Source organism: Candidatus Zymogenus saltonus, assembly GCA_016929395.1.
Taxonomy (GTDB): domain Bacteria; phylum Desulfobacterota; class Zymogenia; order Zymogenales; family Zymogenaceae; genus Zymogenus; species Zymogenus saltonus.
In genome coordinates this window covers 1-26,009 of record JAFGIX010000079.1, presented here as the reverse complement: position 1 = coordinate 26,009, position 26,009 = coordinate 1, and the positions used below count along the sequence as shown (strand labels likewise).

Sequence of the window (26,009 nt, the reverse complement as noted above, 5' to 3'; positions counted from 1 at the left end):
ATTTTAAAAACCAACGGGGGAAACAGGCCGCATGATCCACCTTAAAACCCCCGTTTCACTGTCTACCATATTGGGTCCACTTCAAGTTTAGAGTTTTTTGAGAAAAAAGAATTGAAAGGGACTCAATTATTAGTACCACATTGTATTACTGATACTACAATTACGGCATTAGTTTGGCTCAAAAGCCCTCAACAAACACCTGAACTACCATTAAATATTATTATATCGGATTGTTATGCAGCTTTCAATCCTTCAAATAGAATGTGGGAGAAATTTTTAACAGAAATTGAAAAGCAAGAAAAGAGAGGTGATTTTTCTGAAGATGATTATATGCTTTTAAGATATTCAAAAGAAGCAAGAAACATTTTAATGGATAAAACACTCGGAGATGAAGAAGTTTTTTCAGAAGGTACTCCAAAAGAAGTACTGGAAAAAGCAAAGGAAAATATTTTAAGAATTGAAAAAGAAAGGTCTGATAATCTAGAAAAACAAATTCAGAAATTTAATGAAGTTTTGAAAAGATTTAGCGCTTTTGTAGGTCGTATTTCATATTATACTATTTTTGTTGTTCTTTTTATTACAATTGTATTGTGTTTAGGGTTGACCCTAATGAATAATTTTATTGAAATTAACTGTATAAAATTGGCAATATCATCAGTCATATTATTTGTAATTACAATTATAACTGTGACTTCAGGTGATTCAATAAAGTCATTTGCAAAAAAAATTAGTCTTCGTATAGAAAAAAGGATTTACAATTCTTTAAAAAGTCTTTTTTCTAATTAGTATATTACTCTAGATAGATTAATCTTATTAAAAATATACAGTTTAGAAATATTCTCCCCTATAATCCCTACAACACCCGTGTCAGCGCCCTGAACCCTAAGGCGTAGGCCTTTCTGAAAATCCCGATAGACAACAGGGCGCGGATTATCCTGAGGATAGGATAGAAGCCCGCCACCTCCGGCGAATAGCGGTTGTCGGAGACGTCGCCTATCTTGAACCTCCCCTGAAAGAGGCTCTTGGTGTAGGTGTATGTAATCTGGGAGATGATGTCCCAGGCCCGTTCCCGCTGGCGTTTGAGGTCCGCGTTTTTATATTCGCCCATCGCCATCGTCACAGGCTCCGTCAGGTGGTATACGGCGACCCTGCTTCCCATAAGCTCCCTCGCCGACCAGAGGAGATACATACAGCCGGTGCAGTAGGTGACGAGGCCGTCGGCCCCTGCGTCTTCCGCCTCCTTCAGCTTTCTCATCGCCCCCTTCATTATCTCGAAGGGCACCCTCACCTTCGGGATGTCCGCCGCGCCCCGCCCGAAGCCGCAGCAGAGGGAGTCGTACCGGATGTGGTCGAGCTCCACGATCTCGGCGCCGACGGCTTTTAGGACCTCCCGGGCGGCGTCGAAGATAGCGTCCCCCTCCGCCTTGGCGTAGCAGCTGTCGTGTACCGAGAGCCTGAGCCCAACCTTCTTCTTTAACTCGACCTTACCGAATACCGTCTTTTTGCCCTTAAGGGCGTCCTTGAGCGCGTGCGTGAACGATTTCGTTTCCGCCTCGATCCCGTATATGTCCGGCCTGAGGTCGCTCATAAGGAGGTTCACGGCGTCGGTCAGGATGTAGACCACACCATTGCCGAGGGCGTCGTAAAAGCTCTTCACCGTGGAGCCGATCTCCTCGACCACCTCTGAGTATCCCGCCTGCATCAGGTAGGCGCCGCTCTCCCAGTGGCCGATCGGGTCTATCACGGTGAAGTTGTCAAAGAGGGGGGAGTCGGTTATGTGGGGGAAGAGGTGGCCGTAGTTTCCGAGGATCAGGGGGTTTTTCTTTGGGGGTGATCCTTCGAGGATGCCCTTCTCGTTTTCTGCCCATTTGCGAAACCGGCTTCTCTCGCCGTCGGTGGCCAGGCTGTTCAGCATCGTCCAGGCGTTGTCCTTCCTGTTCGGACAGACAAAGCCGAATATCGGGGGCGCTCCCTTTTCCTTGTAGATGTCGTTCCACCTCTCTAAAACGAGGTAGTAGGGATCGGCGTCCTTTGGGCAGTATATGTTGCAAGAAAAGCAGGAGGAACAGCGGCCCAGCACCTTCTTCGCCCCCCTTCCGGAAATCCCCTCGATCAATTGCGTAATCGCCTCCTTAGCCGAGTCGGAGTCCATCTGAACTTCCGGGCACTTCTCGAGGCAGACGCCGCACTTGTCGCATTTATCGTATTTGAACTTCAATTAATCACTCCCTTGAGAGATTAGAATTGATTATTGCAAAAAGAAAGCCAACTTTCCGGGCCACGGCGAAAACACTGCCGAGGCTCATATGGGTGACCGTCTCCGAAATCCTACGACGAAAGTTTTTTCAGGCTCTCCTCGTAGACCTTGAGGTCGTTGTCGCTGAAGAGGACGAAGCGGACAAGCTCTATCTCGGGGTGGCTTTTCATGTAGTCGATGACGGTTACCAGCGCCGTTTTCGAGGCGTCCGCTATCGGGTAGCCGTAGACGCCGGTGCTGATGGAGGGGAAGGCTATAGACTTTATCTCCTTTTCAGAGACGATCTCGAGGCACTTTCTGTAGGCGGAGGAGAGGAGCTTCTCCTCCCCCTTCGTTCCCCTCTTGTAAATGGGGCCGACGGCGTGGATTACGTACTTCGCCTTGAGGTTTCCCCCGGCCGTGATGACGGCGCTTCCGGTGGGACAGCCGCCGATCTTCCTGCACTCCTCCATGATCTTCGGCCCCCCCGCCCTGTGGATTGCGCCGTCTACGCCCCCTCCCCCACGAAGCCCGCTGTTTGCGGCGTTGGCTATGGCGTCGGTGGATTCTTCTGTGATGTCCCCCCTGACGAGGGAGAGAGTTCCTGTTCCTATCTTGACTTCCATAACAGACCCCCCCTAGATCTTTATGGTGGTTCGATGGGACAATTATAGTAAAAACCGATGAAAATGACAAGCCGTTTCTACGCTGTAAATATTTGTGTCTCCTCGTCATCCGCTTTCGGAAGGCTTTTTAAAAAATCCCCGTCAAGCATTACTGTTGACATGAACGGATAGTATCTGATACTATTTAAACAAAATCGTTTGCAAGGTAAAGGAGGTAAAGATATATGACAAAGGATAAAAGGAAAAAGGTGATCTTAAGAAGGTGCGACTCTTACAACGAGGCCGTCATATCGGGGATAATAAAGGAGTCGCTTACCGACCTAGGTATCAAGCCGAATGGGAAGACCCTCATAAAACCTAACGTCGTCACGGCAAACAAGGCGTATATCTTCGATTCCTACACCCACCCCACCGTTATCGGGTCCGCGGTCGACGTCCTTCGCTCAATGGGGGCGGCCGACGTCACCGTGGGTGAGTCGGGGGGCTACGGCATCCCGTCGAGGCTCTTTCTGAAGGAGTCAGGCTACTTCAAGATGGGAAAGGAGAAGGGGGTAAGGGTGGTGGACTTCAACGAGGAAAAATATTACAAGGTTCCCCTGAAGAAGGGGATGTGGCATAAATCGATGCGGGTGGCGAAGAGCCTCCACAACGCCGACTTTAAAGTCTGGATGCCGAAGCTGAAGTACCACATCTGCTGCACCATAACCAACGCCCTGAAACTCAACATCGGAATCCTGACCCACGCCGAAAGGATGCTCTACCACGACGACAGGCTGAACGAGAAGATAGTCGATCTTCTGGAGATCGGCTTTCCGAACGTGGTCATCTCGGACGCCGTTAAGATCGCCCACGGCTACGAGTCCGCCCCGAAGCCCTTCGATCTGGGATTGATACTCGTCGCCAATGACCCGCTGGCCGCGGACGCCGTCGGGGCTAAGATATTGGGCTTCAAGCCGGAAGACGTAATCCACCTTGTCATGGCGAGCGAGCGTGGATACGGCTCCATCGCTGATGTGGACATCGAGGTGACCGGCGACGTGACGATAGAGGAGCTCGCGAAAAAAACGAAGGGGATAGTAAGCGAGTATCAGGACATCCATAAGGTGGACACACCGATAAAATTCTACACCGGCAATGACCCGGACAGGGGGCGTTTCTGCTACGGAGGCTGCCTCGCCGCCCTTAAAGGTTGTCTCGGGACGATAGACGCCAGGAGGCCCGGATCGGTGAAAAATGCCCGCCCCGGCGGGATCGTGACGGGCGTCTACAAGGGGGACGTAATTCACCCGGACGGCCCGGTGCTCCTTATCGGGGACTGCACCAAGGTCCTGGGAAAGCTGGAGGCCAAGAAGGTAAAGCGGATCAAGGGGTGCCCCCTCGGGACGAAAATGCTGTTTGTTACGCTCCCACGCACCTTCGGGATGCCGAGCCCCCTCTTTGACCCGAGGGACGCCGTGCTCTTCATATACAACTCGGTCGTTAAGGGGATGAGGAAGGTCTCAAATATTATCTTCACGAGAAAGTGATACGCCCTCTTCTTTTAGCCGAGCGGGAGTTTCCGGATACGAAGGAAAGCGATCGTGTTTTGGTGAGACCGAGGGCTTCGATGAGGTTTTGAAAGGCTAAATATTTAAAAAACTTTACAGCCGATTCAAACTGGAACTCATCTTTTATTGTGCTGATTTTTTGTGACGAGAGGGGAGGGGACAGACGGTTTAAGCCTTCGGCCTTTTATAATTTGACTGTTAGTTGTTGAATCTATCGATTTGAGTCTATTTCATTTCGCCTTTTCAATTTGACTTTCTCTCTTTCTACAGGTAAGATCAATGGGCTTCAACACCGGCATAATAGGCCTCCCCAACGCGGGGAAATCCACCATCTTCAACGCGCTGACCGGGGCCGCTGCCCAGACGGCGGGATACCCCTTCACCACTATCGATCCTAACAGCGGGATTGTCACGGTGCCGGATGAGAGGCTCAACCAGATAGCTGAGATAACAAAGCCAAAAAAGATCACACCCACATCGATGGAATTTGTCGACGTTGCGGGGCTGGTCAAGGGCGCGAGCAAGGGCGAGGGTCTCGGAAACCAGTTTCTCGGCCACATCAGAAACCTGAATGCGGTAATCCACGTGGTGCGCTGTTTTGTCGATGAGAATGTGGCACACCCGGAGGGGGATATCGACCCCGGGCGGGACATCGGGATCATCGAGACGGAGCTGATCCTGGCCGACCTCGCGGTCGTCGAGAGGAGGATAGAAAAGGTCAAAAAGACCGCCCAGTCGGGGGACAAGGAGGCCAAGGAGTCCCTCGTCGTATACGAGTCTGTAAAGGACATCCTCGATTCGGGAAGGCCGACGATCGATTTCCTGTCAAAATGTGAGGGCGGTACTGATTTTACTGCCGCCTTTACGGAGATGAATCTCATCACGGCGAAGCCGATGCTGTTTGTCGCCAACATAGACGAGAACTCCCTCCCGGACGGAAACGACCACTCGAGGCGGGTCCAGGAGATCGCCGCCGACGGGGAGACGACGGCGGTTGTCATATCCGGGAAGTTCGAGGAGGAGATTCTGTCTCTTGACCCGGACGAGCGGGACGAATACCTCAAAGAGTCCGGCCTTGCAGAGACCGGTCTTTCCCGGATCATCAAGGAGGGTTACCGCCTCCTCGACCTGATCACGTTTTACACCGCCGTGGGGCCGGAGCTGAGGGCCTGGTCGATTCCGAGGGGAACCAAAGCCTCCGTGGCCGCCGGGAAGATCCACACCGATATGGAGCGGGGCTTTATAAGGGCAGAGGTGATAACCTTCACGGATCTCGAGGCGATCGGCTCCGAAGAGGGAGTAAAGGAGGAGGGGAAGATAAGGACGGAGGGAAGGGATTACATCGTTGAGGACGGCGATATCATCAGAATAAAATTCAACGTATAATCTTAAAAAATAACAAAATCTCTTGACTTTTTGATATTCTCTGATAGAATTATTCCAACTTGGTGGGGGTCGGCCCAAATGGGATGACGCCCACCAAATCTTTAAAAACCTGAAGGCTCCTTGGAGCCTTGACTCCTTGCTCGGGGAGTGGAGAAGTGGAAGGGGGCACGGAAAGAGGGTTTGACTGTGTGCCGAGGGATACGGTATCGTTTCTTGGACGTGGTCGGGCATCGTACCCTGTGCTCAATAACACCGTTCTCCAAACAGCCCCGGGCTTTTTATCCGAAAGGAGGTGAAACTTAGATGCGTACCTACGAGACCATCATAGTCCTCGACCCCGATCTTTCAGACGAAGACAACGAAAAGGTAATAAAGAAGATTGAAGGTGTCATCGAAAGCCAGAAAGGGAGCATTGTATTTATCGACCACTGGGGGAAGAGGAAGCTTGCTTACCGTGTCAAGAAGAAATTCAAGGGAGACTATTACCGCTTCATATACTACGGCTCCGGAAATATTATTTCCGTCTTGGAGAGAAACCTGAGAATAACCGAGGAAGTGTACAAATTTCTCACGGTTAAAATAGCCGATGAAGAGATAGAAATAGAGCCGGAAAAGATCGAAAAGCTGGAGAGATTTGAGGGCGAAGATCAAGACGTCCTTTCTCCATCCGGCTTTAAAGATATAAAGGGAGATGCCGATGATATGGAGACGGATGAAGTCACGGGCTCCGATGACTTTGAAGAGGAGAAAGAGGATTAGAATACGGCGGTATAGTCCTGTTTCTCCCGTTTGGGAGGGAAAGTAAGCGGCGAGCCGCCTTGATGATCTGTTGAAATATCGGATGCACAATTGCAGGGGCGATATCGGTAAATGGTAAACGGCCGCTCTTGCATTCAAGGAGAGGAAAGTAGATGACAACTGTAATGAAAAAGAGGGGCTTTCATAAGAAGAAGTCGTGCAAGTTCTGCGCAAATCCTTCTATGAAAATCGATTATAAAGATCAGAAGTCTCTGAAATTTTTTGTAACGGAGAGGGGGAAAATCATCCCCAGGAGAATATCGGGAAACTGCGCCAAACACCAAAGGGAGCTGAACACCGCCATAAAAAGGGCGAGGATACTGGCCCTGTTGCCCTTTGCCTCCACCACCTCGAGGTTCTGAGGCTTAAAAATACTCGGTACGACTTGATAGTCAGCGGAGAGGGATTATTTCTGCGGCCCCGGTTTGTTGGAGCAAAAGCGCGAGGCGGATCGTGGTCTCGGCGATCTGTTGACGGGGGGGTAAAGAGGCCCGGATAGAGGGAGCCCGGCCGTCAATTCGTCCCGGCTGTTTCAAAAAAAACACTAATGAGTCAAAGGATATGGAAATAATTCTATTGAAAGACGTTAATTCCCTGGGAAAGACGGGGGACAAGATAAAAGTCGCCCCCGGATACGCCAGAAACTACCTGATCCCGAAAAAACTGGCCCTCAAGGCCACAAAGGGAAATCTGAAAAGACTGGAAGAGATGCATCATCAGGACGAGAAGGCAAAGGAGAGAGATAAGGCGAGCGCCCTGGTCCTGAAGGAGAAGATCGAGGCCCTCAGGTTGACGATGATAAAGCCCGCCGGGGAGGAGGACAAGCTATTCGGCTCGGTCACGTCCACCGAAATCGCCGCGGCCCTCTCGATGGAGGGGATAGATGTGGATAAGAAAAAGATAGTCATCGACGAGACGATAAAAAGGCTCGGCGATTACACAGTCTCCGTAAAGCTCTTTTTTGGGGTGGTGGCAAGTCTCAAAATCGAGGTCGTGAGGGAAGGGTAGCTCAACCGGGGGGCTGACGAGGGGCGGTAAGGTAGTGGTGGGGAATGGTGAGGGGGTGTAGGGGGGGTAGGAGGGGGGGGTATGGGTGAAAGAAGGGGACATTGATAAAAACACGATAATTTCTTCAAGATACGGAAAATATTCAATCCGATCGGTTTGGGGATAAAAACCGGTGTGCGGATGTTGATAATCCTGATTCCTTCCTGAAAAGTCTTGTATCCCCTGCATCCTTTATGTATACTCGAAAGATAGATCCCACAACGAAAATATCGGGAGGATGGTATGGCTACACCTATTTCAGATAAGGCGGCAAAAGAGGTCTTGAGGATTCCTCCCCAGAATCTTGATGCGGAGAAGTCGGTATTGGGTGGGATCCTGCTGGAAGACAAGGCTATAGCCAAGGTCCTCGATATCATAGCCCCGTCGGACTTCTATCGCAAGAACCATGGGGATATCTTCACCGCAATGATCGAACTCTTCGACAAAAACGAGCCGGTTGACCTCGTGACCTTGTCGAACGCCTTGAAGAAGAGGGGAAGGCTCGAGGATATAGGCGGTCTCGCATATCTCACCTCCCTCGTTGAAGAAATTCCCACCGCCGCAAACATCCATTATTACGCAAAGATAGTAAAGGAGAAGTCGGTCTTAAGGAACCTGATTACGATCTCGGGCGAGATCACGGCCGATGCTTACGAGGCGGCTAAGGAAGTCGACGAGATCCTGGACGAAGCCGAGAGCAAGATTTTTAAAATATCCGAATATAAGATAACCACGGAATATTCAAATCTAAAACCGATCATAAATGAAAGCTATAAGAAGTTTGAAAAGCTGTATGACAAGATAGAGCCGATCAGCGGAGTTCCGACCGGCTTTCATGAATTGGATAAAAAGACGTCAGGCTTTCAGATTTCCGACCTGATAATAATAGCGGGCCGCCCATCCATGGGGAAGACGGCCTTGGCGCTTAATATCGCAAGGAATTGTGCCGTTGATTTCAAGGTCCCGGTATTGATTTTCTCCCTCGAGATGTCAAAGGAACAGCTTGCGCTAAGGCTTCTGTCATCGGAGTCTAAAATCGACTTGGTGAGATTGAGAACCGGAACACTTAAAGAGTCGTGGGACAGACTGGGAAGGGCGGCGGGCATGCTCTACGAAGCGCCCATCACAATTGACGACACGGCGAGCCTGAATCCCCTCGAGATGCGGGCAAAGGCCAGAAGGCTGAAGGCGGAAAGGAATATCGGCCTTGTCGTTGTGGATTACCTCCAGCTCATGACCGGCATGGGAAGGGCGGAGAGGAGGGACCTAGAAATATCCGAGATATCGAGGTCTCTCAAGGCGATGGCAAAGGAGCTGAACGTTCCGGTGGTGGCCCTCTCCCAGCTCAGCAGGGCCGTTGAGAGCCGCGAAAACAAGAGGCCGATCCTGGCCGATCTCAGGGAGTCGGGGGCCCTGGAACAGGATGCAGACCTCATCATCTTTATCTATAGAGACGACGTTTATCGTTCGAAGAAATCGGAAGAAGAGCAGTATGTAAAAACAGACAAAAGCGTGGCCGAGATCATAATAGGGAAGCACAGAAACGGGCCGACCGGCATGATCGAGCTAGCCTTCCTGAAGGAATATACCCGTTTCGACAATTTGTCCAAGATGGAAGAGCCGAGCGGCGCTCGCTTTTGAGGTCGTCCCGTGGCAGGCATTCGGATGGGGAGCTGGAAATTTTTTAGCCTTATGTTGTTTGTACTCGGAAATTCATTTGAGGTGTTGCATACGAAAAAGTTCTTGACTTTATAAACCATTTTATTCTATCTTCATAGCTCAAAAAAGTTTAACCCTTTGGGCCGTTAACTCAGTCGGTAGAGTATCTGCCTTTTAAGCAGAGAGTCACTGGTTCGATCCCAGTACGGCCCACCAGAAATATTAATATCAAGCAAAGGTCGGGAGATTTCCTGGCCTTTGCTTTTTGAAGTCCTAAAGGAAAAACTACATTTCTTTAAAATCGTCGCAGCATTTGGTATTATTCAGTTCCTCTTTAAAGCTGTCTATGATTGCCGCCAAAAGCCTACATTTGCCTTAATAGAGTCGAGGAGGATTAAAACTCTTTAAATAGTTTCTATGATGAATCGAAAGGCACTATATATGACAACAACCGAGCCCGCTAAAAAGAAACCTGATTTGCCGGGATCCGAGGATGTCAACCGCATTATGGGCATTAAGGAATGGGGACTGATCTTAATCCTGTCCGTTATATGGGGCGGCTCGTTTTTCTTCATCGGCGTTTCCGTGAGAGAGATAACGCCGCTGACGGTGGTGATGTTCAGGGTCACGATCGCGGCCGCGGTTCTCCTGATCGTTGTGCGCGTAAAAAAAGAGCGGATGCCGACATCGCCGGGTATCCTGGGCGGCTTTTTTATCATGGGTGCATTGTTCAACGTAATCCCATTCAGTCTGATAGTCTGGGGGCAGACCCATATTGAAAGCGGGTTTGCCAGCATATTAAACGCCACAACGCCTATTTTCAGCGTAATCCTTGCCCACTTTTTAACACGGGAAGAACGATTGACGGCCAACAGAGTCACGGGAGTATTGATAGGATGGCTGGGAGTTACCATTCTAATCGGGATCGAGTCCCTAAAGGGGTTTGGTATTGAAGTAATCGGGCAGATTGCCGTTCTGGGGGCGTCGTTGTCTTACGCGTTCGGGGCCATTTATGGGGTTCGTTTTAAAAACATGAGTACATCTGTTGTAGCGGCCGGAATGGTCTGCAGCTCGAGCTTCATGATTACCCCCTTGGCGCTGTTTATTGAGAAGCCTTGGCATCTATCTCCGGGTGTCTTGACGATTCTGGCCCTGTTCGGGCTCGCGGTTATTTGTACTTCGTTGGCGTACCTTATCTATTTTCGTATTTTGGCCGTTTCCGGCCCCACGAACAGTCTTCTGGTTACGTTTCTGGTTCCCATTAATGCAATATTACTCGGTTATCTTTTTTTAGGAGAGCGGCTCGGATGGAACGCCTTTGCAGGAATGGGGACAATATTCCTGGGCCTGGCGGCCATAGACGGCAGATTGATAAAAACGTTTAAAAGGAAAGAAAAGGGGTAGTTTCGCCGGATATGATGCTTTATCCATTCCTGGATAACCGAACATCGTCGACTCGAGTGCTTTTGATTTATTCCAAAATAGTACAATAAAACTCGACAATTTTACAAGTATCGTAAATTACAAATTGACAATTGCACTACTCCACACTAAAATTATAAATATACGAAATTTTACTGGAGGTATCGTGTGAAAAATCGATGTTTCAGACTGGCGGTGCTCTTTCTCGCCTTCTCTTTTTTAACGATCGGCTCCGCCGCAATTCCTGCGGAAATCGGGGATTTTACCATCGAGATCTGCCACGGCGGATTCGTTCCGCTGGATCGTGCCAACGGGATGGTGTTCAAGGTTGCAATAAAATCGGACACCGACGTGGCGATAAAGGACCTGGTCATAGAGACGAAGTGGTGGGACATGATGAACAGGCTTAACTACAAGCATGTCGACAATAAGACGATCGCAGGCGCCGAGATAGCGTGCCAGGACACCCCCGACGTCATTTACATAACGGGGGCGATGGGGACGATCGACGGGGTTAAATACGACCTGATAAAATATATCCGCGTCGTGAGACCCGAAGAGATGGGGATCGACCCGGGCGGCTATGCGGTCAAGGAGCTCGTTGTCAGGCCGAAATGAAAAAGGGCCCACTTGGATTTAGTTATAAGTTGAAGTATTTGAAACGATATTAAAAAAAGGGGTGTTTAATGAAAACATTTTTAAGGGCGGCCGTCGTTACCATGCTGGTACTTCTGGCCGGTATCCTTCTGGCCCGGGATGCATCGGCTAAAGTCATTATAGACTACGTGGACGAGACACATTCCAAGTATTTCACCGTTCACGGGCCAAACAAGATAAACTTCGAGTTTCCCTTTCACACCGTGAATTTCTGGGTGAAGGTCCAGGAGCCGAACGGAAGCGTCGTGGACTTCGATCTCAACAAGGGAGAGATCATCAACTTGAACGCCCATGGAATGCATACCATTACGGTCTACTCGAAGGGGGGGGTCGGACTGTTTTACGCCGCCTACCACACCACGGAAACGGGGTATGAGCACGGCAGCAACCGTAAACCGATGTGCTACACGCCGAGGAGCGATGTAAGAACCAATAAGGGTACGGCATACGGGTATCTCAAGTCGGGGCACAACTGCAAATGGATGATCGTAGACAACACGGGTGAGGTGAGGCTCGACTTTTCGTGGGCCGAGAACTCCCCGGTCAGCACGAGCCCGGTAAAATTCCGCGTCAAGATTGAAACCGAGGGAGGCTACGCTACGGGCCTGATTCGTCCCAACAGCGTGCCCGGCCATACGAACATCAAGACGTTGGGGGACTGGGAGCTGAATCGCAACACAATTCCCTTTTTGTTGCAGGGCGGGGGCGTATTCTACGTGACGATCTACTGCACCAGCGGCAGGGGGGACTGGAGCAGCGTTTTTTACCCGACGGGTAAAAAACCGGGTACGGTAAAGCCGTCCGGCGAAGACCATCATCATCATCATGGAAGTAACAGCATCGTAGGCAAATGGGCAATGACAAACAAGGTGACTACTGTCGGTGGTCGTACCTGTTCATGGACCTTCAATGCCGATGGAACCTTTTTCCATCACTGCCAGGTGCTCTCTCATGACGGATCTTGGCAAAATCTGTATTATCAAGGGACATATAAAGTGACTGGAAATACCGCGGAGATACAATTTAAGACTAGATGGTTTACACCACCGGATAAGGATTGGGTGCCGTATAATAACCGTTACAGTTTCAATTTTGAGTTTTTAGACGGCAATAGGATGAAAATATCTACGTATGGTTACGTATACACAAGGCAACAATAGAACCGCATTAGAGATAAATTCAATATTGTTGTAGACATATCAAAGATATGGTTACCCGGCTTGAGTCCTTGACTTATGGGCCCTGCATGGAGCCGGGTGCTGTTGTTCGCATAGTTTAAAAAACGGGATGAAGCTTTTGCAAACTTTTTTGGTCACGCGGTAAACCGCCCTGCGTTTGTTTATCGATGTTCAAAAACCCTTGGAGGGAAAACAACATGAAAAACAAGAGAATCTATTTGATAATTATTTCGCTGTTGACGGCGGTATTGCTTGCCTCCGGCAATGCCTATGCGGTGACGGAGAGCGGCCATATCTCGGAGCTTTACGCCCCCGGCAGCTACTCGTTTACGGTAAATGCCGGAAGCGACCCCCTCGTGGAGATAACCTTCACCTATCCAAGGGGCACCGCCGATTTCCACGTGACCGTCACGACGGGATTGGGCCCAGGCGGAAAGCCAAAACATGTAGATTACGACCTGGATGATTCAAACGTAATACAGCTCAGGGGCGGCGGTGAATTTAACATTACCGTATGGTCGATGGAGGGGACGGGCAATTGGTCAGCGGAGTACGAGGTCGATTCCGGCGGCGGCTGCCCGAAATGGCCCGATCAGATGAGCCGCTATATCACGGTTTCCGAGCTCGGCGGGTGCAGCTGCTGGGAGCTGAGGATCCTTCGCAACGAGATCTACGCCAGGCACGGAAGAAAGTTCAAGAGCAAGGATTTGCAGGATTACTTCGCAGGTCAGCCCTGGTATTCGATAGACCCGAACAATCTCAACGGGGACAAGGGGCAAAACGAATACGAGAAGAAGAACACCGCCACGATTTTGAACGAAGAAAGGGGAAGGGGCTGCAGGTAAAGCCCGACTCTACTGCGGCCTCTTCCTGGTTTTTCCCAATCTCCAGAAGCTCGTCCGTCACGGGGACTGTTCGCCGGCGGCCGACGGTATTTATGAAATTCCGGTTCTTGGATTCCGTGGATTTTCCTTGATAGAGACCCGGGGCTGAAAAATGAGAAGACCAAGACCCTTTATCTATTCGATCTGTTTGGTTTCGTGTTTGGTTTCAATAATCCTCCTGTTTTGTTTAACGGCGGTCGGGGTCGGACCGCCGGGAGCACCGGGGGGCCCGGGAAATCTCGGGGGCCCTGAAGTGGTCGACTCCCCCCTCCTCTTTGCGGCTGAGACCACGGTGGAAATTGGGGCCGAAAACGCGCCAGGACCGGCCGGTATCTCGTCCTTCGCCCCAAAGATCATCGACAGGCCCATAGAGTTCGGCGACGAGCGAAAGATGCTCACCCTCGACTACATCCACAAACATTACGACCCGAAAGCCCGATCCATCGAGATAACGCCCAAGATGATCGTCCTCCACTGGACCGCGATCTGCGGCATGGAGGCCTCCTGGAACACCTTCAACAGGGTCCACATCAGCGCGAATCGTACCTACATAGCCAGGTACGGCGACGTCAACGTGTCGGTCCATTTCCTCGTCGACAGGGACGGCACCATATACAGGCTGATGCCAGAGACGACGATGGCCCGCCATACCATCGGTCTCAACTGGTGCGCAATAGGTGTCGAGAACGTCGGCTCGAACAGTGTATGCACCCTGACCGGGGCCCAGGTGGAGTCGAACGCCGCGCTGGTGCGGTACCTCGCGGGAAAATACGGAACGATCGAATACCTGATCGGGCATTACGAATACGGCGCCTTCAGGGGAACGCCCCTGTGGAAGGGGCTGATTCCCGACTACTTTACCCACAAGATCGATCCGGGGGAGTCCTTCATGGCCGGGGTCAGGGGCAGGCTGACCGATCTCGATCTCAAGTCAGGCCGGTAAGGCAGTAAATAGCATGGAATATAGCAATCTCTCATCTTCAATACTTCTGACAATCTAAGAAATTTTCACGCCGTCGTATACCTGCGTTTTTTAAAGAGCATCCTTTGTCTTAATATAGTGTCCGTTTTATTTACAAGGAGTAAAATATGAGACTATCAAAGACGATTTTTATTGCATCCTTGATCTTTATCGCTTTCAGCTTTTCCGCCAAAAGCGCATCGGCTACCGTCATTATCGACTACGTGGACACGACACATTCCAAGTGGTTTACCGTTCATGGGCCGAACAAGATCAACTTCGAGTTTCCCTTCCACACCGTCAATTTTTGGGTGAATATCAAGGAGCCGAACGGAAGCGTCGTGGACTTCGATCTCAACAAGGGAGAGATAATCAACCTGAACGCTCACGGCATGCACACCATTACGGTCTACTCGAAGGGGGGCTGCGGGCTCTTTTACGCCGCCTACCACACCACGGAGACCGGATACGAGTACGGCAGCAACCGCATCCCGATGTGCACCACGCCGAGAAGCGGGGTAAGGACCAATACTGGCACGGCTTACGGTTATCTCAACTCGGGAAAAAACTGTAAATGGATGGTCGTGGACAACACGGGTGAGGTGAGGCTCGATTTCGCGTGGGCCGAGAACTCCCCGGTCAGCACGAGTCCGGTCATATTCCGTGTCAGGATCGAAAACGAAAAAATGCAGCAATTGGGAGATTGGGAGCTGAATCGCGGCACAATCCCCTTTCTGTTGCAGGGCGGGGGCACTTTTTTTGTGACGATCTACTGCACCGGCGGCCGGGGGGACTGGAGCTGCATTTTCTACCCGACGGGCAATAAACCGCCCGCCGAAGACCATCATCATGGAGGCGGCAGTATCATCGGCACATGGGCAACGACAAATCCGGTGGTTGTGGGCGCTACTCTCTGTACGTGGGCTTTCAATGCCGATGGAACGTATTTTAACAGCTGTAAGACACTCAGGGAGACCGGTGTTTGGTATGTGGTGAGTCATAAAGGAACATATGAAGTGGCCGGGAATACCGCGATAATACATGTTAAGTATAGAAGCCATGGTGGAGAACCCTGGGTGCCGAGTGATCACAACTATCATTTCAATTTTATACTTGAGGGCAATAAGCTTACTGAATCCAAGTATGGCACGGTATTCACGAGGCAATGAGAAAATCGCCGTGATTTTTAGTGTAATATCTTTTTAGTCATACAGGCATTAGTCCTGCACCCGTTTATCGATGCCTAAAAACCCCTTTGGAGTGGTGACGGAGGGAGAATTTCCGGCCCTTTGACTTGATGGGAGAAACCCGGTTCGAGTTTATGTGAAACCGTGTTTAAACTCCGACCAAATCCTTTCGACATTGATTGATATTGCCATATTGATATTGACATCTCTTTTGATTCAGGGGTAGAATGAAGCCCTGTCCAATTTTATAATATGACGAAGTTGAAGCCTATGACGGAAAAAGAAGACGAAAAGAAAATCTCGCGAAGAACGCTCCTCCTCTTAGGCGTTCTGGCGTCGATGGGCGGCGTCTGGTCGTACAAGAACTGGGAGAGGATACGCTCGGCCGTAAGGGCCCCCTTCGTAAAACATTTCGACAAGAGGCCAAATATCATCGTGGTCCTCCTGGACACGCTCAGGGCGGACCACCTGGGGTGTTACGGCTACGGGAGGGGCATCTCGCCGAACATAGACGCCTTCGCGAGAGAAAGCGTCCAGTACTGGAACACGATGGCCCAGTCGAACTGGACGCTGCCGTCGATCTCGTCTCTCTTCACGTCGCTCTTCCCGCACCAGCACTCCGCCGGCCTCCCGGTAAAGAACGAGATCATGCGGACGCCCCTAAACAGAAAATTTACCACACTCGCGGAGGTTTTATCCAATGTGGGCTACCATACGATGGCCGTGACGGGAGGGGCGTACGTCTCGTTCAACGCGGGTATGGACAAGGGATTCAATGAGTTCCATGAAATAAACGCCAAGCACGATTACAAAAAGGGGTTTTTTGGGAACGACCTGCCCCTCCAGCTTAACAAGGCCACCGAGCTCATACTCGACCGTTACAGGTCCGACAGGTTCTTTTTGTTTCTCCACTCCTACGAGTGCCACAATCCCCTGATCCCCCCGAAGGGCATTGTCGACTACCTCGACCCGAATTACGAAGGTCCGCCCATAACGGGCAATATCTTCAGCGATATGGCGGCGGTGGGAAAGAAAAATCCCGATTCCTCGGGCCTTACGAGGATAAAGACGTTCTACGATGCTGAGATATTCTTCTCCGACCGCCTAATGGGCATCTTTTTCAAGGCATTGAAGAAGATAGGAATTTACGACGACGCGCTGATAATCTTTGTCAGCGATCACGGCGTAGAGTACTTCGAGCACAAGGGGTGGAGGCACGGGCTGTTGAACCTCTACGAGGAGCTGGTGAGGGTGCCCGTCATCATCAAGCACCCAAGGGGATTAGAAAAGGGAATAAACTACGACAGGCTTGCCAGATTGATCGATATTATGCCCACCATCCTGATTGACTACCTCGGTTTTAACGACAGCGACATAGAGATGGAGGGGACACCCCTCTCAAGGCCCCTCCCTGACCCCAGATCCATCAGCGAGGCGATGATGTCCGACACAGGGATGCGCCTTTTCGCCATGCGGGACGGGGACAGAAAATTCATAGTCGACAACAAGAAAAACAAGGTCGAGCTGTTCAACCTTGTAAACGATCAGGCCGAGCTTTCCAATATATCCGACGATTTCAAGAATGAGCTTGACGAGGTGTCCCTGTACTCTAAGAATGCCGAAGCTCTCTTCCTTGAAAACCTGGTGGGATCGAGGAGCAAGGGGGACTTCAAGATCGACAAAAAGAGCCTCGATTTCCTGAGGGACCTGGGATATGTCGAGTAGGCGCCTCAAGGTGTGCGGAACTATATCCTATATGACTCTCTTCCGTCTTCCCTGAATTTTAGGAACGAAAAACTTCGGCCTCTTTTTGCAGTAAAAAAATGCCCCAAATCCTCGTCCGTCGGATTAAGGGGTAAGTCTGAAAACTTGAGGGCCTGTAACAACAAAACCGGAGGGTATTGATTGCCAATCGTATTTAACGATCTGATGCCCCCTCACCTTACCCATCACTTTCTCCCTCACTTTTCATAAGGCTCCAGGTGAACGACTACATCGGCCACCTCGGGCCCTTCCTTCAGAAGAGTCCTCTTGACCTCTTTTGCGATGTCGTGACCTTCTTTCACAGTGATGCCCTTATCCACCTCTATGTGCAGATCTACCGCAAGGCTGATGCCGCTGATATAACGCGACCTGATCTCGTGGACCGCCTTTACTCCCTTGGTGTTTAGGGCTAACATCCGGATCTTTTCGACGTCCTCCTCCGGCGCCCCTCTGTCCACGAGGGTGTCGAAGGCGGGGCGGACGATCTTGAACGCCGCGTAATAGATGAAGATTGACACAACGACGGCGCCCAAATGGTCGAGAAACGCCCATCTGGGATTTATCGCCGCGCCGGCGACGGCCAGGGCCGCCGGAATCGAGCTCAACGCATCTGAGCGGTGGTGCCAGGCGTTCGCCACGAGTGGTGCGGACTTGATTCTATTGCCGACCCTGACGGTCCATTGATAGACGATCTCTTTGGAAAAAATGGAGACAAAAGCCGCCCAGAATGCAATCCACCCCGGGGACGATTCGTGATGCCTGTAAAGGGTAACGAGGGCGTTGTACAGGATTCCCGTTGCGACAATCCCCAAGACTACACCGATGCCCATTGTAACGATTACCTCGAGACGGCGGTGTCCGTGGGGGTGGGTCAAATCGGCCGGCTTGCTCCAGTATCTCACGCCGACGAGGATCGTCACGTCCGTCACTATATCCGAGAGGCTGTGAACCGCATCCGCCACAACCGCCTGGCTTCCCCCTATCGTTCCAAAGACGAACTTTAGAACGGAGAGTAGGACATTCACAACCAAGCCCCAGATGGTGACTTTCTTTATTTTCTTAGTATGTTCGAGGTCTATTTTGCCGATTTCTTTTTTGTAAGAGCTGTTTTTCAAAATATTCTCTTAAATTTCGACAACAAAACGGAAGAACCGAATTTGTTTTGGATAATTTCCATAAAGGATATATAATACAGCATTATCCGAGATTGTCAAAACGAATTCCCTTATAATGCTTTTTTTACACATTTCATGTGAATGAGAGAGTGGTTTTTACAATAACCGCATCGATGAATTGACGCTGTTTCAGGAAATCAATAAATTCGTATGCCATTTATAGGGGACTTTTATAATATTATAATAGGAGGAGATAATGCGGGAAACTTACGATCTTATTATTGTCGGTGCGGGAAGCGGCGGCTGCGCCACCGCAAAAACAGCTTCCGAAAGGGGTCTGAGCGTTCTTCTTATCGACAAGCGAAAGAGGGAAGAGATAGGCGACAAGCTCACGTTCGATACGATCCCCGCCTACGCCTTCAGGGAGCTTGACATACCTTATCCCGAAGGGAATGAGCTCGACATGAAGATGGAGAAGCTGAAGGTCTTTTCTCCAAACAGAAAACACAATTTCGAGGCCCCCCTCGACGCATATCTCACCCACAGGCTCCTCCTCGGACAGAGGCTTTTGAAATACGCCCTCGATGCCGGGGCCGAGCTCCTCCCCGAGGCCGATGTGATAAACCCCATTGTTGAGGACAACTTTCTGGTGGGGGTCAGGTGCAGGCTGGCGAACGGTTCGGAAAAGGAGCTTCGCTCGAAGGTTACCTGCGATGCCAGCGGCATAAGGGCGGTGGTGAGGGATGCCCTTCCGAAGGAGGTATACAAGGGGGAGGATATCCGCCCCGAGGACACCGTTAAGTGTTACCGCGAGGTCAGAGACCTCATCGGCGAGTGCGATTACACGCCGCCTCCAGACTATCCCGGGTGGTACTGCATCCTCCAGAACAGGGGATATTTCTGGATAGTCCCGGAGGGGGACGGGGAGGCGAACGTGGGATGCGGCCTGCCCCTTTTTGCCGACAACCCCGATCCTAAAGACGTAACGCTTGATTTTTTCGATGAACATCCCCATATCTTCGGGGAAGAGGTCTACGGCAGGGGCACGGGTCCTACCCCCTTTATCCCGATGAGGGCGGACCAGCCGGAGCTTGTCGCCAACGGATTGGTCCTTGTCGGTGAGGCCGGGTGGCAAGTAGCCACGAATTCCGGTTTCGGGGTCCCAGGGTCTATCGTTGCGGGGAAGCTTGCGGCGGGCGTGGCGGCGAGGGCTATTGAAACGGGCGACGTGAGCAGGGAAAAGATGTGGGAGTACAACGTCCTGTGGAAGAGGGGTCAGGGGGCTGTGAGGGCGTTCACGGACGGGATTCGCTTGCTTGTCCAATATATGGATCACAGCGAGCTGAACGATCTTGTCAGGCTGGAGCTGCTGGGCCCGAAGGAGTTCAGCTACCTCTGGAGGGACGAGACCTTCAGGTACAACATCTTTGAAATGGCCGCGAAGTTATTTAAAGGCATCGGCAACGTCCCCCTCCTCATGAAGGTGTTTCGCGCCTACAGGACCTGTGTGAATATCGAGAAGATATATAAAAAATTCCCTAAAGATGTGAGCGGCTTCGACAAGTGGAAGAAAAGAAGGGATGGGGCATATAAGAAACTGTTTAAGATCGTAAAAAAATAGACAAATGGACCTTAAATCCGAGATAAAGGAGAGGGCAGTATCGACCGCGATCGGTTTTGACCTCGTCGGCGTATCCGATATCGATGAGGTGGAGAGGCTAGGCTCCATGCCGGAAAGGCGCCTGAAACCGCCGTCGGAGGTCTTTCCCGACGCCAAATCCCTCCTGATACTGGGGGTCGCCGTTCGGGACGAGGCTATGAACCTCTCCGTCTCGGGCCCCTCCGCCGGCGGCATCTTCGAGGCGGGTCTGTACTATAACTTCTATTACGAGATCACCGAGACCAGGGCCTGGAGGCTTTTGAGGTGGCTCTCTGAAAAGAAGGGGGTAAGGGGAGTCCCCACCCACTCGATACACATGAAGCCTGCGGCGACGCTTGCGGGTCTCGGCTTTATCGGGCACAATACCCAGGTGGTCACGGAGAGATACGGCCCGAGGGTAAGATTCGTGGGGCTTCTCCTGGATAGGGAGATCGAGCCGGACGAGCCGTTCACCAGAGACCTCTGCGGCGAGCAGCCCCTCTGCAGGGAGGGATCGCTTTGTGTCAGGGCCTGTCCTTACAGAGCCATCGTCCCCGGCCCGTCAAAGGGGGTTGCCTTCGGGGAAAAGGTGAACATCGACAGGTGTGTTGTCTCCCACGTATCCGATATAGAAATAGACAAAAAATGGGAGAGGTTCATCCGCAGGGTCAGCGACAGGGGTTTTCTCGAGTGCACCCTCTGCAATCTGGCGTGTCCCTACGGCGCCGAGCAGGCAGTCTGAAACAAGAGGGGAGGGGCTCTAAAAAAAGTAGATTTCTTGTTACAGGCTCGGCCCTTTAGGAAGTCGGCCTGTTTAGGAAGTCGATTTTTTCGATCCAGGGCCGCCAAAAAAGGGGAGTACTTTTAAGAATAATCAAACCCTAAATTGCCGGTAATATCTTGTCGCTGCCTTTTACAAGCCTTACTGAGGAATCGGAGGCTGGGGGGTCTATTTTAACGAATCGCCGCCCTTTATTATCACCACATGCGTGATCCTTTCGATGAGTGACCCCCTCTTTCCCCCCTCCCCGAGGGACAGCTCCGAGATCACGACCCTCCCGATATTTTTGAGCCGTGGTCGCCCCATGGGGCCTCGGGTACGGTATCCCCAGGTGTCGTGGATGACATAGTGCTTCCCGTCGAACTCGCCGAGGTAGATCATCACGTGCCCGGGGAGCCGGAGGATCGTTATCCCGGGGGGCGCGCCTTCGAGCACCTTGCATTTTTCCTTGACAGGGGTCCCTTCTTCGAAGGTCCCCAGGACAACGCCGATCTTCGATTGGGATGTGGAATTTCTTGGGAGGACGAATCCGTAAACGCCGAAGACGTCCCGAACGTACGACGAGCAGTCCCAGAATCCCCACATCCCCCCCCACCCGTAAGAGATCCCGAGCATCGTAAAGGCGGTGTCGATGACACCCTTTTGGGTGTAAGTAGGATACCCCGGGTCTACCTGTGCCTTGGCGCCCAGGTATCCCCGCCTGAAGGCGAGGGAGCCGTTAAACTCCCTCGATGGAACCGACACCTCGTATATGCCCCCTCTCTTCTTTATCAGGGGCACCCTTGTCCCCAGCCGTAGACGCCCCGCGTAGTTTTTAAGCCCCCGGTCGGAGTAGAGCTCCGCCCAGGGCCCGGCCACGGTCAGAAAGTTCCTTTTCTTTATATATTTAAGAATCTCCACGCGGCTCTTGGACACACCGATGTCCTGTGTTCTGACCCACCCGGAGACATATGGAGTCACCGCAAACGACCACCGCCCGTCTTTCGTCTTGCCGAGAACGGCAAGGGGGGTGCCGAAAGACAAAAGACTCATCTGGAAATAGTCGAACTCGTAATCATCCTTCGCCTCCATGGCGATCTCTCTTGATGGAAGGACCCTGACGTCCGTCTCCCGAACCGTCATCCCCCATCGCACCTCCACGGTCTCAGGAAGTTCGTCGAGGTTCATGGCGGCCTCCATTTCGGCAAAAAAGACCTCGGTAATCGGGTAGTTGTCGTGCCCGAAGAAGGGGTGGGACTTCGCCCAGATCAACAGCTCAATAGCCTTGTCCCTCATTTCTTGGCCATTGATTCTTTTGGGAAATGAGGGGAGGTCGTTTAGGTAAACGTCCGTCTTCAACATCTCCCTGTTGAAGGCAGAGATCTCATCTTCGGTCATTACTATCTTTGTAGGATCGGCCAGCCTGTCGGACCAGAACTTCGGCGATTCCATATCCCTTGTAACGGAGGGGAGGGGCATCGGGGCGAGGCTTCGGGTCTCGGCCGTAATCGCGGCGCAGCCGGATGATATGGTAAATACCAATAAAACATGAAAAAGCAGAAAGTATCGGGTGCTTTTTTTCATTTTGTCCTCATAACTTCTTTGGATAAAAGGGGGTAAAAATAGGCTCCCATAAAAAAGTATTTTCTAATAATATCATTCGTGACAGTATGTGTAAAGCCTCCAAATATAATTGCGAAAAGGCGTAATTCGGTTTATTTATATTTGTCTTGACATCCAATCCCCTTGACGATAGAGTGTTTACATGCCCAAATCTTTTAAACCAATCTTAAGTCGTCTGCAGTTCCTCTTTTATGACAGCTTTTTAAACCAGCTTTACCGCTTAGAGATTTGGGGAAGACAAAAAATCGAACATCGAAAGAATTACAGGAGGAAGAAATGAGAGCTATTTATATATTGATTACGGGGATTTTCCTTGTGCTGGCCATTTCAATTCCGGCGATGCCCCAGGAGGCCGCCACGCCGGAAGAGGTGATCGCAAAGGTCAGGGAGGCGGCCGAGTACTTAACAGAGAAGGGGGATGCCGCGCTCGCCGAATTCAACGATCCGAAGGGGGCGTGGGTCTGGAAGGACACGTACGTATTCGTGATGGACTGCGACAACGATGTCTACGTAGGCCATCCTATGAAGGAGGTCTTGGAAAAGAAAATAAGCGAAACTGTGGACTACGCCGGATCTTATGTGGGGGTCGAGGAGTGCAAGGTCTCAAATAATCCGAACGGCGGGTGGGTAGAGATAATGTGGCCGAAGATCGGCTCAACGGAGCCTGTTCGCAAGATATGTTACGTTTTGAGACTTCCCGGACAGCGATACACGGTCGGCTCCGGAATATACGAGCCGGAGATGACCCTCGATGAGCTGAACAATAAATTGAAATAATCTACAGGGCATGGTACGATAAGACATTCTCTCGCTTCCCGCTCAGCTCATGACATGAGCGGGGTGGTTGGAGAGGAAAACCGTTTAACCATAAAAACTAATTGGAGGAAGAGATGAAAAGAGGCAAAATCGTTATAGCTTTTATTGCGGCGTTTGCGCTGCTAATCGCGGTTTCGGCGGCCGCCCAGGAAAAGGCGACCCCGGAGGAGGTCTTCGCCAAGGTCAAGGAGGCCGCCGCTTACCTCGCCGAGAAGGGTGACGCCGCGCTTCCCGAGTTCAACGACCCGAAAGGCCCCTGGGTCTGGAAGGACACCTATATCTTCGTCTACGACTGCGACAAGGGTATCTGCGTGGCAAATCCGAACAACGCCAACATAGTGGGCACGAAGATCGAGGATATCGTCGATATCAACGGGGACCCGGTCGGCATCCGACTGTGCGAACTGTCACAAAAACCGAACGGCGGATGGATGGAGTATCTATGGAAGGTCGTCGGGTCCGATGAGCAGAAGACGAAGATCTCCTTTATCTACAAGGCCCCGGGCGCCAAGTACACCGTCGGTGCCGGGATATACGGGCCCGAAGGAGTTACCTTGGACGAGCTGAACAAGGGGATCGAGTAATAAATTTCATCCCATAAGGTATGTCATTGATAGAGGTACAGAGCTTTTTAGAAAATAGAGCAGAATAAAAGATGAGCGATATCGCGGCCTCCGGAGGAATTCGGGGGCCGTTTTTAATTGGAAAATAAAGAAAACCTCCCATCCTGCAAATATCAGGTATCTGACGTTTCAGATATTTGGACTATTTCCCGCAACACGGAATCCTTGTTATCCAGTCAAATGGGGGCGGAACTCTCAAGCTTTAAGTAGTGATTGGTAAAAAAGACAATCTCAGAGATCACCCGCCGATGAACCTGTCGTGGCATATCTTGACAGCAATGTTGAGCTTCTCCCTGTCCACCATGGCGCTGATCCGAAAACGCGAGGTGTGGATGTCGTGGATTGCGATCCCGGCCTCCTCCATGCTCGATATGACGCCCATCAGGTTCTTGCCGTCGTTCGTGATCCCCTCCCCTATGAGGGAGAGCGCCCCCAGCCCCTCGGAGAAGAGGAGCAATCCCGGAAAATCTTTCATGAGGCGCGATTTCATCCCGTCGTAGCCGTGGAGGTTTTCGAGGGGTAAAACGCAGGAAAAGCTGTATCGGTCGTCGCCGTATCTGTTAAGGTTGAACTGCTTGTACTCGACGCCGCTGTTGTCCAAAAAGTCGAGAATCTCATTTATGGCACTCATAGAAATAAGCTCGGCGGCTGTGACGTACACGACCTCCCTCTCGGAGACGACCCCCCTTACCACCCCCGTCCTCGAATTGTCGAAGAAGTCCCCCACGACCGTGCCGGTCTCGCCTGCCTTTCCGGAAAACGTGGAGACGGAGTGGATCTTTATCCCCGCCCTCTTGGCGTACTCGACGGCGGCCGAGTTCAAGACCTTTGCGCCGGCCTCGGCCATCTCCTGCATCTCCTCGTAGGAGAGGGAGTCGATTTTCACGGCGTCCGAAACGATCCTCGGGTCTGCGGTCAGGATGCCGTCCACGTCGGAGCAGATTTCGAGGTAGTCGGCGTTTACGGCGGCGGCCAATGCCACGGCCGATGTGTCGGAGCCGCCACGGCCTAGGGTGGTCACCTCCCCCGCTGTGCTCACTCCCTGGTAGCCCGCCACGATGACGATGAGGCCTGACTCCAGCGCCTCCAGTATCCGCCTCGGCTTCACCTCGATTATCCTGGCGTTGGAGTGGTTCGTGTCGGTGATTATCCCGCTCTGGGAGCCGGTGAAAGATTTCGCCGGGTGGCCCATCTCGTTTAAGGCCATCGAGAGAAGGGTCATGGAGATCCGCTCCCCGGCGGTGAGGAGCATGTCGAGCTCGCGGGCGGTGGGCTCAAAGACGACCTCCCTTGCCAGATCCAGAAGCCTGTCGGTCGTGTCCCCCATGGCGCTCACCACCACAACGACCCGGTTTCCCTCCTCCTTTGTGGAGATTATTCTCCTTGCCACCCCCTTCATCCTTTCAGGGTCGGAGACGGATGACCCGCCGTATTTCTGAACCACGATGGGTTTTTTAAGAGTATCTTTTTTCGTCATGTCAAAAAAGACCTGTCACTTTCGGTCTGTTTGCTTCAAGAGAACTCAAGCGTTTTTACCCCGCCATTCCCCCGCCGATCTGCTTCCCCCCCAGTATATGCATATGTAGATGGAGGATTATCTGGCTCCCCTCCTTACCGTTGTTGATTACCAGCCGAAAACCCCGCTTGTCTATCCCCTTGATCTTTGCGACCTCAAGCGCCGCCTTATGCATCTCGGTAAGGATGGAGAGCTTCCCCGCCTCTGATAGCTCGTTCAGGTCAAGATAGTGCTCCTTTGGAACGATCAATACGTGAACCGGCGCCTGGGGGCTAATATCTTCAAAGCAGAATACGTGGTCATTCTGATAGACTATCTCGGTCTTCGTCTTTCCGCTGATCAGATTGCAAAACAGACATCCCATGTTAATTACCTCCCTGTTCGGATTTTCTAGATATTTACATCATCTCGATTATAGTGCCGAAAAACGGGTTATTATATACGGTTTCGGCTGCTATTTCAACTGTCTAAATAACGTGGTAGTGGGTCAGTTTGATTTTAAAAGATTCAAAATATCTTCGATTTCCCAAAGATGATCGGTGATTCCAGCCGCCATAGCCGGAGT

Annotated in this window: 24 protein-coding genes and 1 tRNA gene; 19 read left to right on the top strand and 6 right to left on the bottom strand. The window is 51.4% G+C overall.

Annotation, left to right across the window (positions count from 1 at the left end; translation table 11 throughout):
* Window positions 1-111 precede the first annotated feature (111 nt).
* Window positions 112-786, top strand: coding sequence for a hypothetical protein (locus tag JW984_14690; GenBank protein MBN1574442.1), 675 nt, complete (start codon window positions 112-114; stop codon window positions 784-786).
* A 67-nt stretch (window positions 787-853) separates the two neighbouring features.
* Here JW984_14690 and JW984_14685 read toward each other — a convergent pair whose 3' ends face one another.
* The gene (locus tag JW984_14685) at window positions 854-2,218 is read right to left on the bottom strand and encodes a (Fe-S)-binding protein (protein ID MBN1574441.1); all 1,365 of its coding nucleotides are present in this window, start codon (window positions 2,216-2,218) and stop codon (window positions 854-856) included.
* 110 nt (window positions 2,219-2,328) lie between these two features.
* Window positions 2,329-2,862 carry an O-acetyl-ADP-ribose deacetylase gene (locus JW984_14680; GenBank protein ID MBN1574440.1) on the bottom strand — a complete coding sequence of 178 codons (534 nt, stop codon included), beginning with the start codon at window positions 2,860-2,862 and terminating at the stop codon, window positions 2,329-2,331.
* Window positions 2,863-3,086: 224 nt separating this feature from the next.
* Here JW984_14680 and JW984_14675 point away from each other — a divergent pair, with 224 nt between their 5' ends.
* From JW984_14675 to JW984_14610, 14 genes are all read left to right on the top strand, one after another.
* Complete coding sequence (locus tag JW984_14675; GenBank protein ID MBN1574439.1) at window positions 3,087-4,388, top strand: DUF362 domain-containing protein; 1,302 nt, start codon at window positions 3,087-3,089, stop codon at window positions 4,386-4,388.
* A gap of 300 nt (window positions 4,389-4,688) precedes the next feature.
* Window positions 4,689-5,795, top strand: a complete 1,107-nt coding sequence (gene ychF / locus JW984_14670) for a redox-regulated ATPase YchF (protein ID MBN1574438.1) — start codon at window positions 4,689-4,691, stop codon at window positions 5,793-5,795.
* Between the two features lie 303 nt (window positions 5,796-6,098).
* Window positions 6,099-6,554 carry a 30S ribosomal protein S6 gene (gene rpsF, locus JW984_14665; GenBank protein ID MBN1574437.1) on the top strand — a complete coding sequence of 152 codons (456 nt, stop codon included), beginning with the start codon at window positions 6,099-6,101 and terminating at the stop codon, window positions 6,552-6,554.
* Window positions 6,555-6,706: 152 nt separating this feature from the next.
* Window positions 6,707-6,955 (top strand): 30S ribosomal protein S18, encoded by a 249-nt coding sequence (locus tag JW984_14660; GenBank protein ID MBN1574436.1) that lies wholly within the window; start codon window positions 6,707-6,709, stop codon window positions 6,953-6,955.
* Window positions 6,956-7,154: 199 nt separating this feature from the next.
* A complete protein-coding gene (locus JW984_14655) occupies window positions 7,155-7,601 on the top strand; it encodes a 50S ribosomal protein L9 (protein ID MBN1574435.1) in 447 nt (148 codons plus the stop codon).
* 282 nt (window positions 7,602-7,883) lie between these two features.
* Window positions 7,884-9,281 carry a replicative DNA helicase gene (gene dnaB, locus JW984_14650; GenBank protein MBN1574434.1) on the top strand — a complete coding sequence of 466 codons (1,398 nt, stop codon included), beginning with the start codon at window positions 7,884-7,886 and terminating at the stop codon, window positions 9,279-9,281.
* A gap of 158 nt (window positions 9,282-9,439) precedes the next feature.
* A tRNA-Lys gene (locus JW984_14645) sits at window positions 9,440-9,515 on the top strand.
* 291 nt (window positions 9,516-9,806) lie between these two features.
* Window positions 9,807-10,703, top strand: coding sequence for a DMT family transporter (locus JW984_14640; GenBank protein ID MBN1574433.1), 897 nt, complete (start codon window positions 9,807-9,809; stop codon window positions 10,701-10,703).
* A gap of 186 nt (window positions 10,704-10,889) precedes the next feature.
* Window positions 10,890-11,339, top strand: coding sequence for a hypothetical protein (locus JW984_14635; protein MBN1574432.1), 450 nt, complete (start codon window positions 10,890-10,892; stop codon window positions 11,337-11,339).
* A gap of 68 nt (window positions 11,340-11,407) precedes the next feature.
* On the top strand, window positions 11,408-12,538 hold the full coding sequence (locus JW984_14630) for a hypothetical protein (GenBank protein ID MBN1574431.1): 1,131 nt from the start codon (window positions 11,408-11,410) through the stop codon (window positions 12,536-12,538).
* 539 nt (window positions 12,539-13,077) lie between these two features.
* Window positions 13,078-13,401 (top strand): YARHG domain-containing protein, encoded by a 324-nt coding sequence (locus JW984_14625; protein MBN1574430.1) that lies wholly within the window; start codon window positions 13,078-13,080, stop codon window positions 13,399-13,401.
* 430 nt (window positions 13,402-13,831) lie between these two features.
* Complete coding sequence (locus JW984_14620) at window positions 13,832-14,383, top strand: N-acetylmuramoyl-L-alanine amidase (GenBank protein MBN1574429.1); 552 nt, start codon at window positions 13,832-13,834, stop codon at window positions 14,381-14,383.
* 146 nt (window positions 14,384-14,529) lie between these two features.
* Entirely contained in the window at window positions 14,530-15,570 is a 1,041-nt protein-coding gene (locus tag JW984_14615; protein ID MBN1574428.1) for a hypothetical protein, read from the top strand.
* A gap of 288 nt (window positions 15,571-15,858) precedes the next feature.
* Window positions 15,859-17,313, top strand: a complete 1,455-nt coding sequence (locus JW984_14610; GenBank protein MBN1574427.1) for a sulfatase — start codon at window positions 15,859-15,861, stop codon at window positions 17,311-17,313.
* Window positions 17,314-17,549: 236 nt separating this feature from the next.
* Here the strand turns inward: JW984_14610 and JW984_14605 are convergent, their stop codons facing one another.
* Window positions 17,550-18,440, bottom strand: a complete 891-nt coding sequence (locus JW984_14605) for a cation transporter (protein ID MBN1574426.1) — start codon at window positions 18,438-18,440, stop codon at window positions 17,550-17,552.
* A gap of 283 nt (window positions 18,441-18,723) precedes the next feature.
* Between JW984_14605 and JW984_14600 the strand changes: the two genes are divergently transcribed.
* Complete coding sequence (locus JW984_14600; GenBank protein MBN1574425.1) at window positions 18,724-20,088, top strand: NAD(P)/FAD-dependent oxidoreductase; 1,365 nt, start codon at window positions 18,724-18,726, stop codon at window positions 20,086-20,088.
* Between the two features lie 4 nt (window positions 20,089-20,092).
* On the top strand, window positions 20,093-20,848 hold the full coding sequence (locus JW984_14595; protein ID MBN1574424.1) for an epoxyqueuosine reductase: 756 nt from the start codon (window positions 20,093-20,095) through the stop codon (window positions 20,846-20,848).
* Between the two features lie 207 nt (window positions 20,849-21,055).
* Here the strand turns inward: JW984_14595 and JW984_14590 are convergent, their stop codons facing one another.
* Entirely contained in the window at window positions 21,056-22,450 is a 1,395-nt protein-coding gene (locus JW984_14590) for an SH3 domain-containing protein (GenBank protein MBN1574423.1), read from the bottom strand.
* A 315-nt stretch (window positions 22,451-22,765) separates the two neighbouring features.
* On the opposite strand from JW984_14590, the gene JW984_14585 reads away from it, so the two are divergent.
* Together JW984_14585 and JW984_14580 are read left to right on the top strand one after the other, a co-directional pair.
* Window positions 22,766-23,266 carry a cache domain-containing protein gene (locus tag JW984_14585; GenBank protein ID MBN1574422.1) on the top strand — a complete coding sequence of 167 codons (501 nt, stop codon included), beginning with the start codon at window positions 22,766-22,768 and terminating at the stop codon, window positions 23,264-23,266.
* 113 nt (window positions 23,267-23,379) lie between these two features.
* Entirely contained in the window at window positions 23,380-23,889 is a 510-nt protein-coding gene (locus tag JW984_14580) for a cache domain-containing protein (protein ID MBN1574421.1), read from the top strand.
* 277 nt (window positions 23,890-24,166) lie between these two features.
* Here the strand turns inward: JW984_14580 and JW984_14575 are convergent, their stop codons facing one another.
* Together JW984_14575 and JW984_14570 are read right to left on the bottom strand one after the other, a co-directional pair.
* Window positions 24,167-25,405 (bottom strand): aspartate kinase, encoded by a 1,239-nt coding sequence (locus JW984_14575; protein MBN1574420.1) that lies wholly within the window; start codon window positions 25,403-25,405, stop codon window positions 24,167-24,169.
* A 55-nt stretch (window positions 25,406-25,460) separates the two neighbouring features.
* The gene (locus JW984_14570) at window positions 25,461-25,808 is read right to left on the bottom strand and encodes an HIT domain-containing protein (GenBank protein ID MBN1574419.1); all 348 of its coding nucleotides are present in this window, start codon (window positions 25,806-25,808) and stop codon (window positions 25,461-25,463) included.
* Between the last annotated feature and the right edge of the window lie 201 nt (window positions 25,809-26,009).

Excerpts from the sequence above, each read along its gene's own strand:
- JW984_14595 (MBN1574424.1), top strand. The coding sequence starts at position 20,093 with ATGGACCTTAAATCCGAGATAAAGGAGAGGGCAGTATCGACCGCGATC.
- JW984_14590 (MBN1574423.1), bottom strand. The coding sequence starts at position 22,450 with ATGAAAAAAAGCACCCGATACTTTCTGCTTTTTCATGTTTTATTGGTA.
- JW984_14655 (MBN1574435.1), top strand. The coding sequence starts at position 7,155 with ATGGAAATAATTCTATTGAAAGACGTTAATTCCCTGGGAAAGACGGGG.
- JW984_14640 (MBN1574433.1), top strand. The coding sequence starts at position 9,807 with ATGGGCATTAAGGAATGGGGACTGATCTTAATCCTGTCCGTTATATGG.
- JW984_14660 (MBN1574436.1), top strand. The coding sequence starts at position 6,707 with ATGACAACTGTAATGAAAAAGAGGGGCTTTCATAAGAAGAAGTCGTGC.
- JW984_14575 (MBN1574420.1), bottom strand. The coding sequence starts at position 25,405 with ATGACGAAAAAAGATACTCTTAAAAAACCCATCGTGGTTCAGAAATAC.
- JW984_14580 (MBN1574421.1), top strand. The coding sequence starts at position 23,380 with ATGAAAAGAGGCAAAATCGTTATAGCTTTTATTGCGGCGTTTGCGCTG.
- JW984_14680 (MBN1574440.1), bottom strand. The coding sequence starts at position 2,862 with ATGGAAGTCAAGATAGGAACAGGAACTCTCTCCCTCGTCAGGGGGGAC.
- JW984_14610 (MBN1574427.1), top strand. The coding sequence starts at position 15,859 with ATGACGGAAAAAGAAGACGAAAAGAAAATCTCGCGAAGAACGCTCCTC.
- JW984_14620 (MBN1574429.1), top strand. The coding sequence starts at position 13,832 with ATGCTCACCCTCGACTACATCCACAAACATTACGACCCGAAAGCCCGA.
- JW984_14585 (MBN1574422.1), top strand. The coding sequence starts at position 22,766 with ATGAGAGCTATTTATATATTGATTACGGGGATTTTCCTTGTGCTGGCC.
- JW984_14675 (MBN1574439.1), top strand. The coding sequence starts at position 3,087 with ATGACAAAGGATAAAAGGAAAAAGGTGATCTTAAGAAGGTGCGACTCT.
- JW984_14630 (MBN1574431.1), top strand. The coding sequence starts at position 11,408 with ATGAAAACATTTTTAAGGGCGGCCGTCGTTACCATGCTGGTACTTCTG.
- JW984_14615 (MBN1574428.1), top strand. The coding sequence starts at position 14,530 with ATGAGACTATCAAAGACGATTTTTATTGCATCCTTGATCTTTATCGCT.
- ychF (MBN1574438.1), top strand. The coding sequence starts at position 4,689 with ATGGGCTTCAACACCGGCATAATAGGCCTCCCCAACGCGGGGAAATCC.
- dnaB (MBN1574434.1), top strand. The coding sequence starts at position 7,884 with ATGGCTACACCTATTTCAGATAAGGCGGCAAAAGAGGTCTTGAGGATT.
- JW984_14625 (MBN1574430.1), top strand. The coding sequence starts at position 13,078 with ATGGAGGGGACGGGCAATTGGTCAGCGGAGTACGAGGTCGATTCCGGC.
- rpsF (MBN1574437.1), top strand. The coding sequence starts at position 6,099 with ATGCGTACCTACGAGACCATCATAGTCCTCGACCCCGATCTTTCAGAC.
- JW984_14570 (MBN1574419.1), bottom strand. The coding sequence starts at position 25,808 with ATGGGATGTCTGTTTTGCAATCTGATCAGCGGAAAGACGAAGACCGAG.
- JW984_14600 (MBN1574425.1), top strand. The coding sequence starts at position 18,724 with ATGCGGGAAACTTACGATCTTATTATTGTCGGTGCGGGAAGCGGCGGC.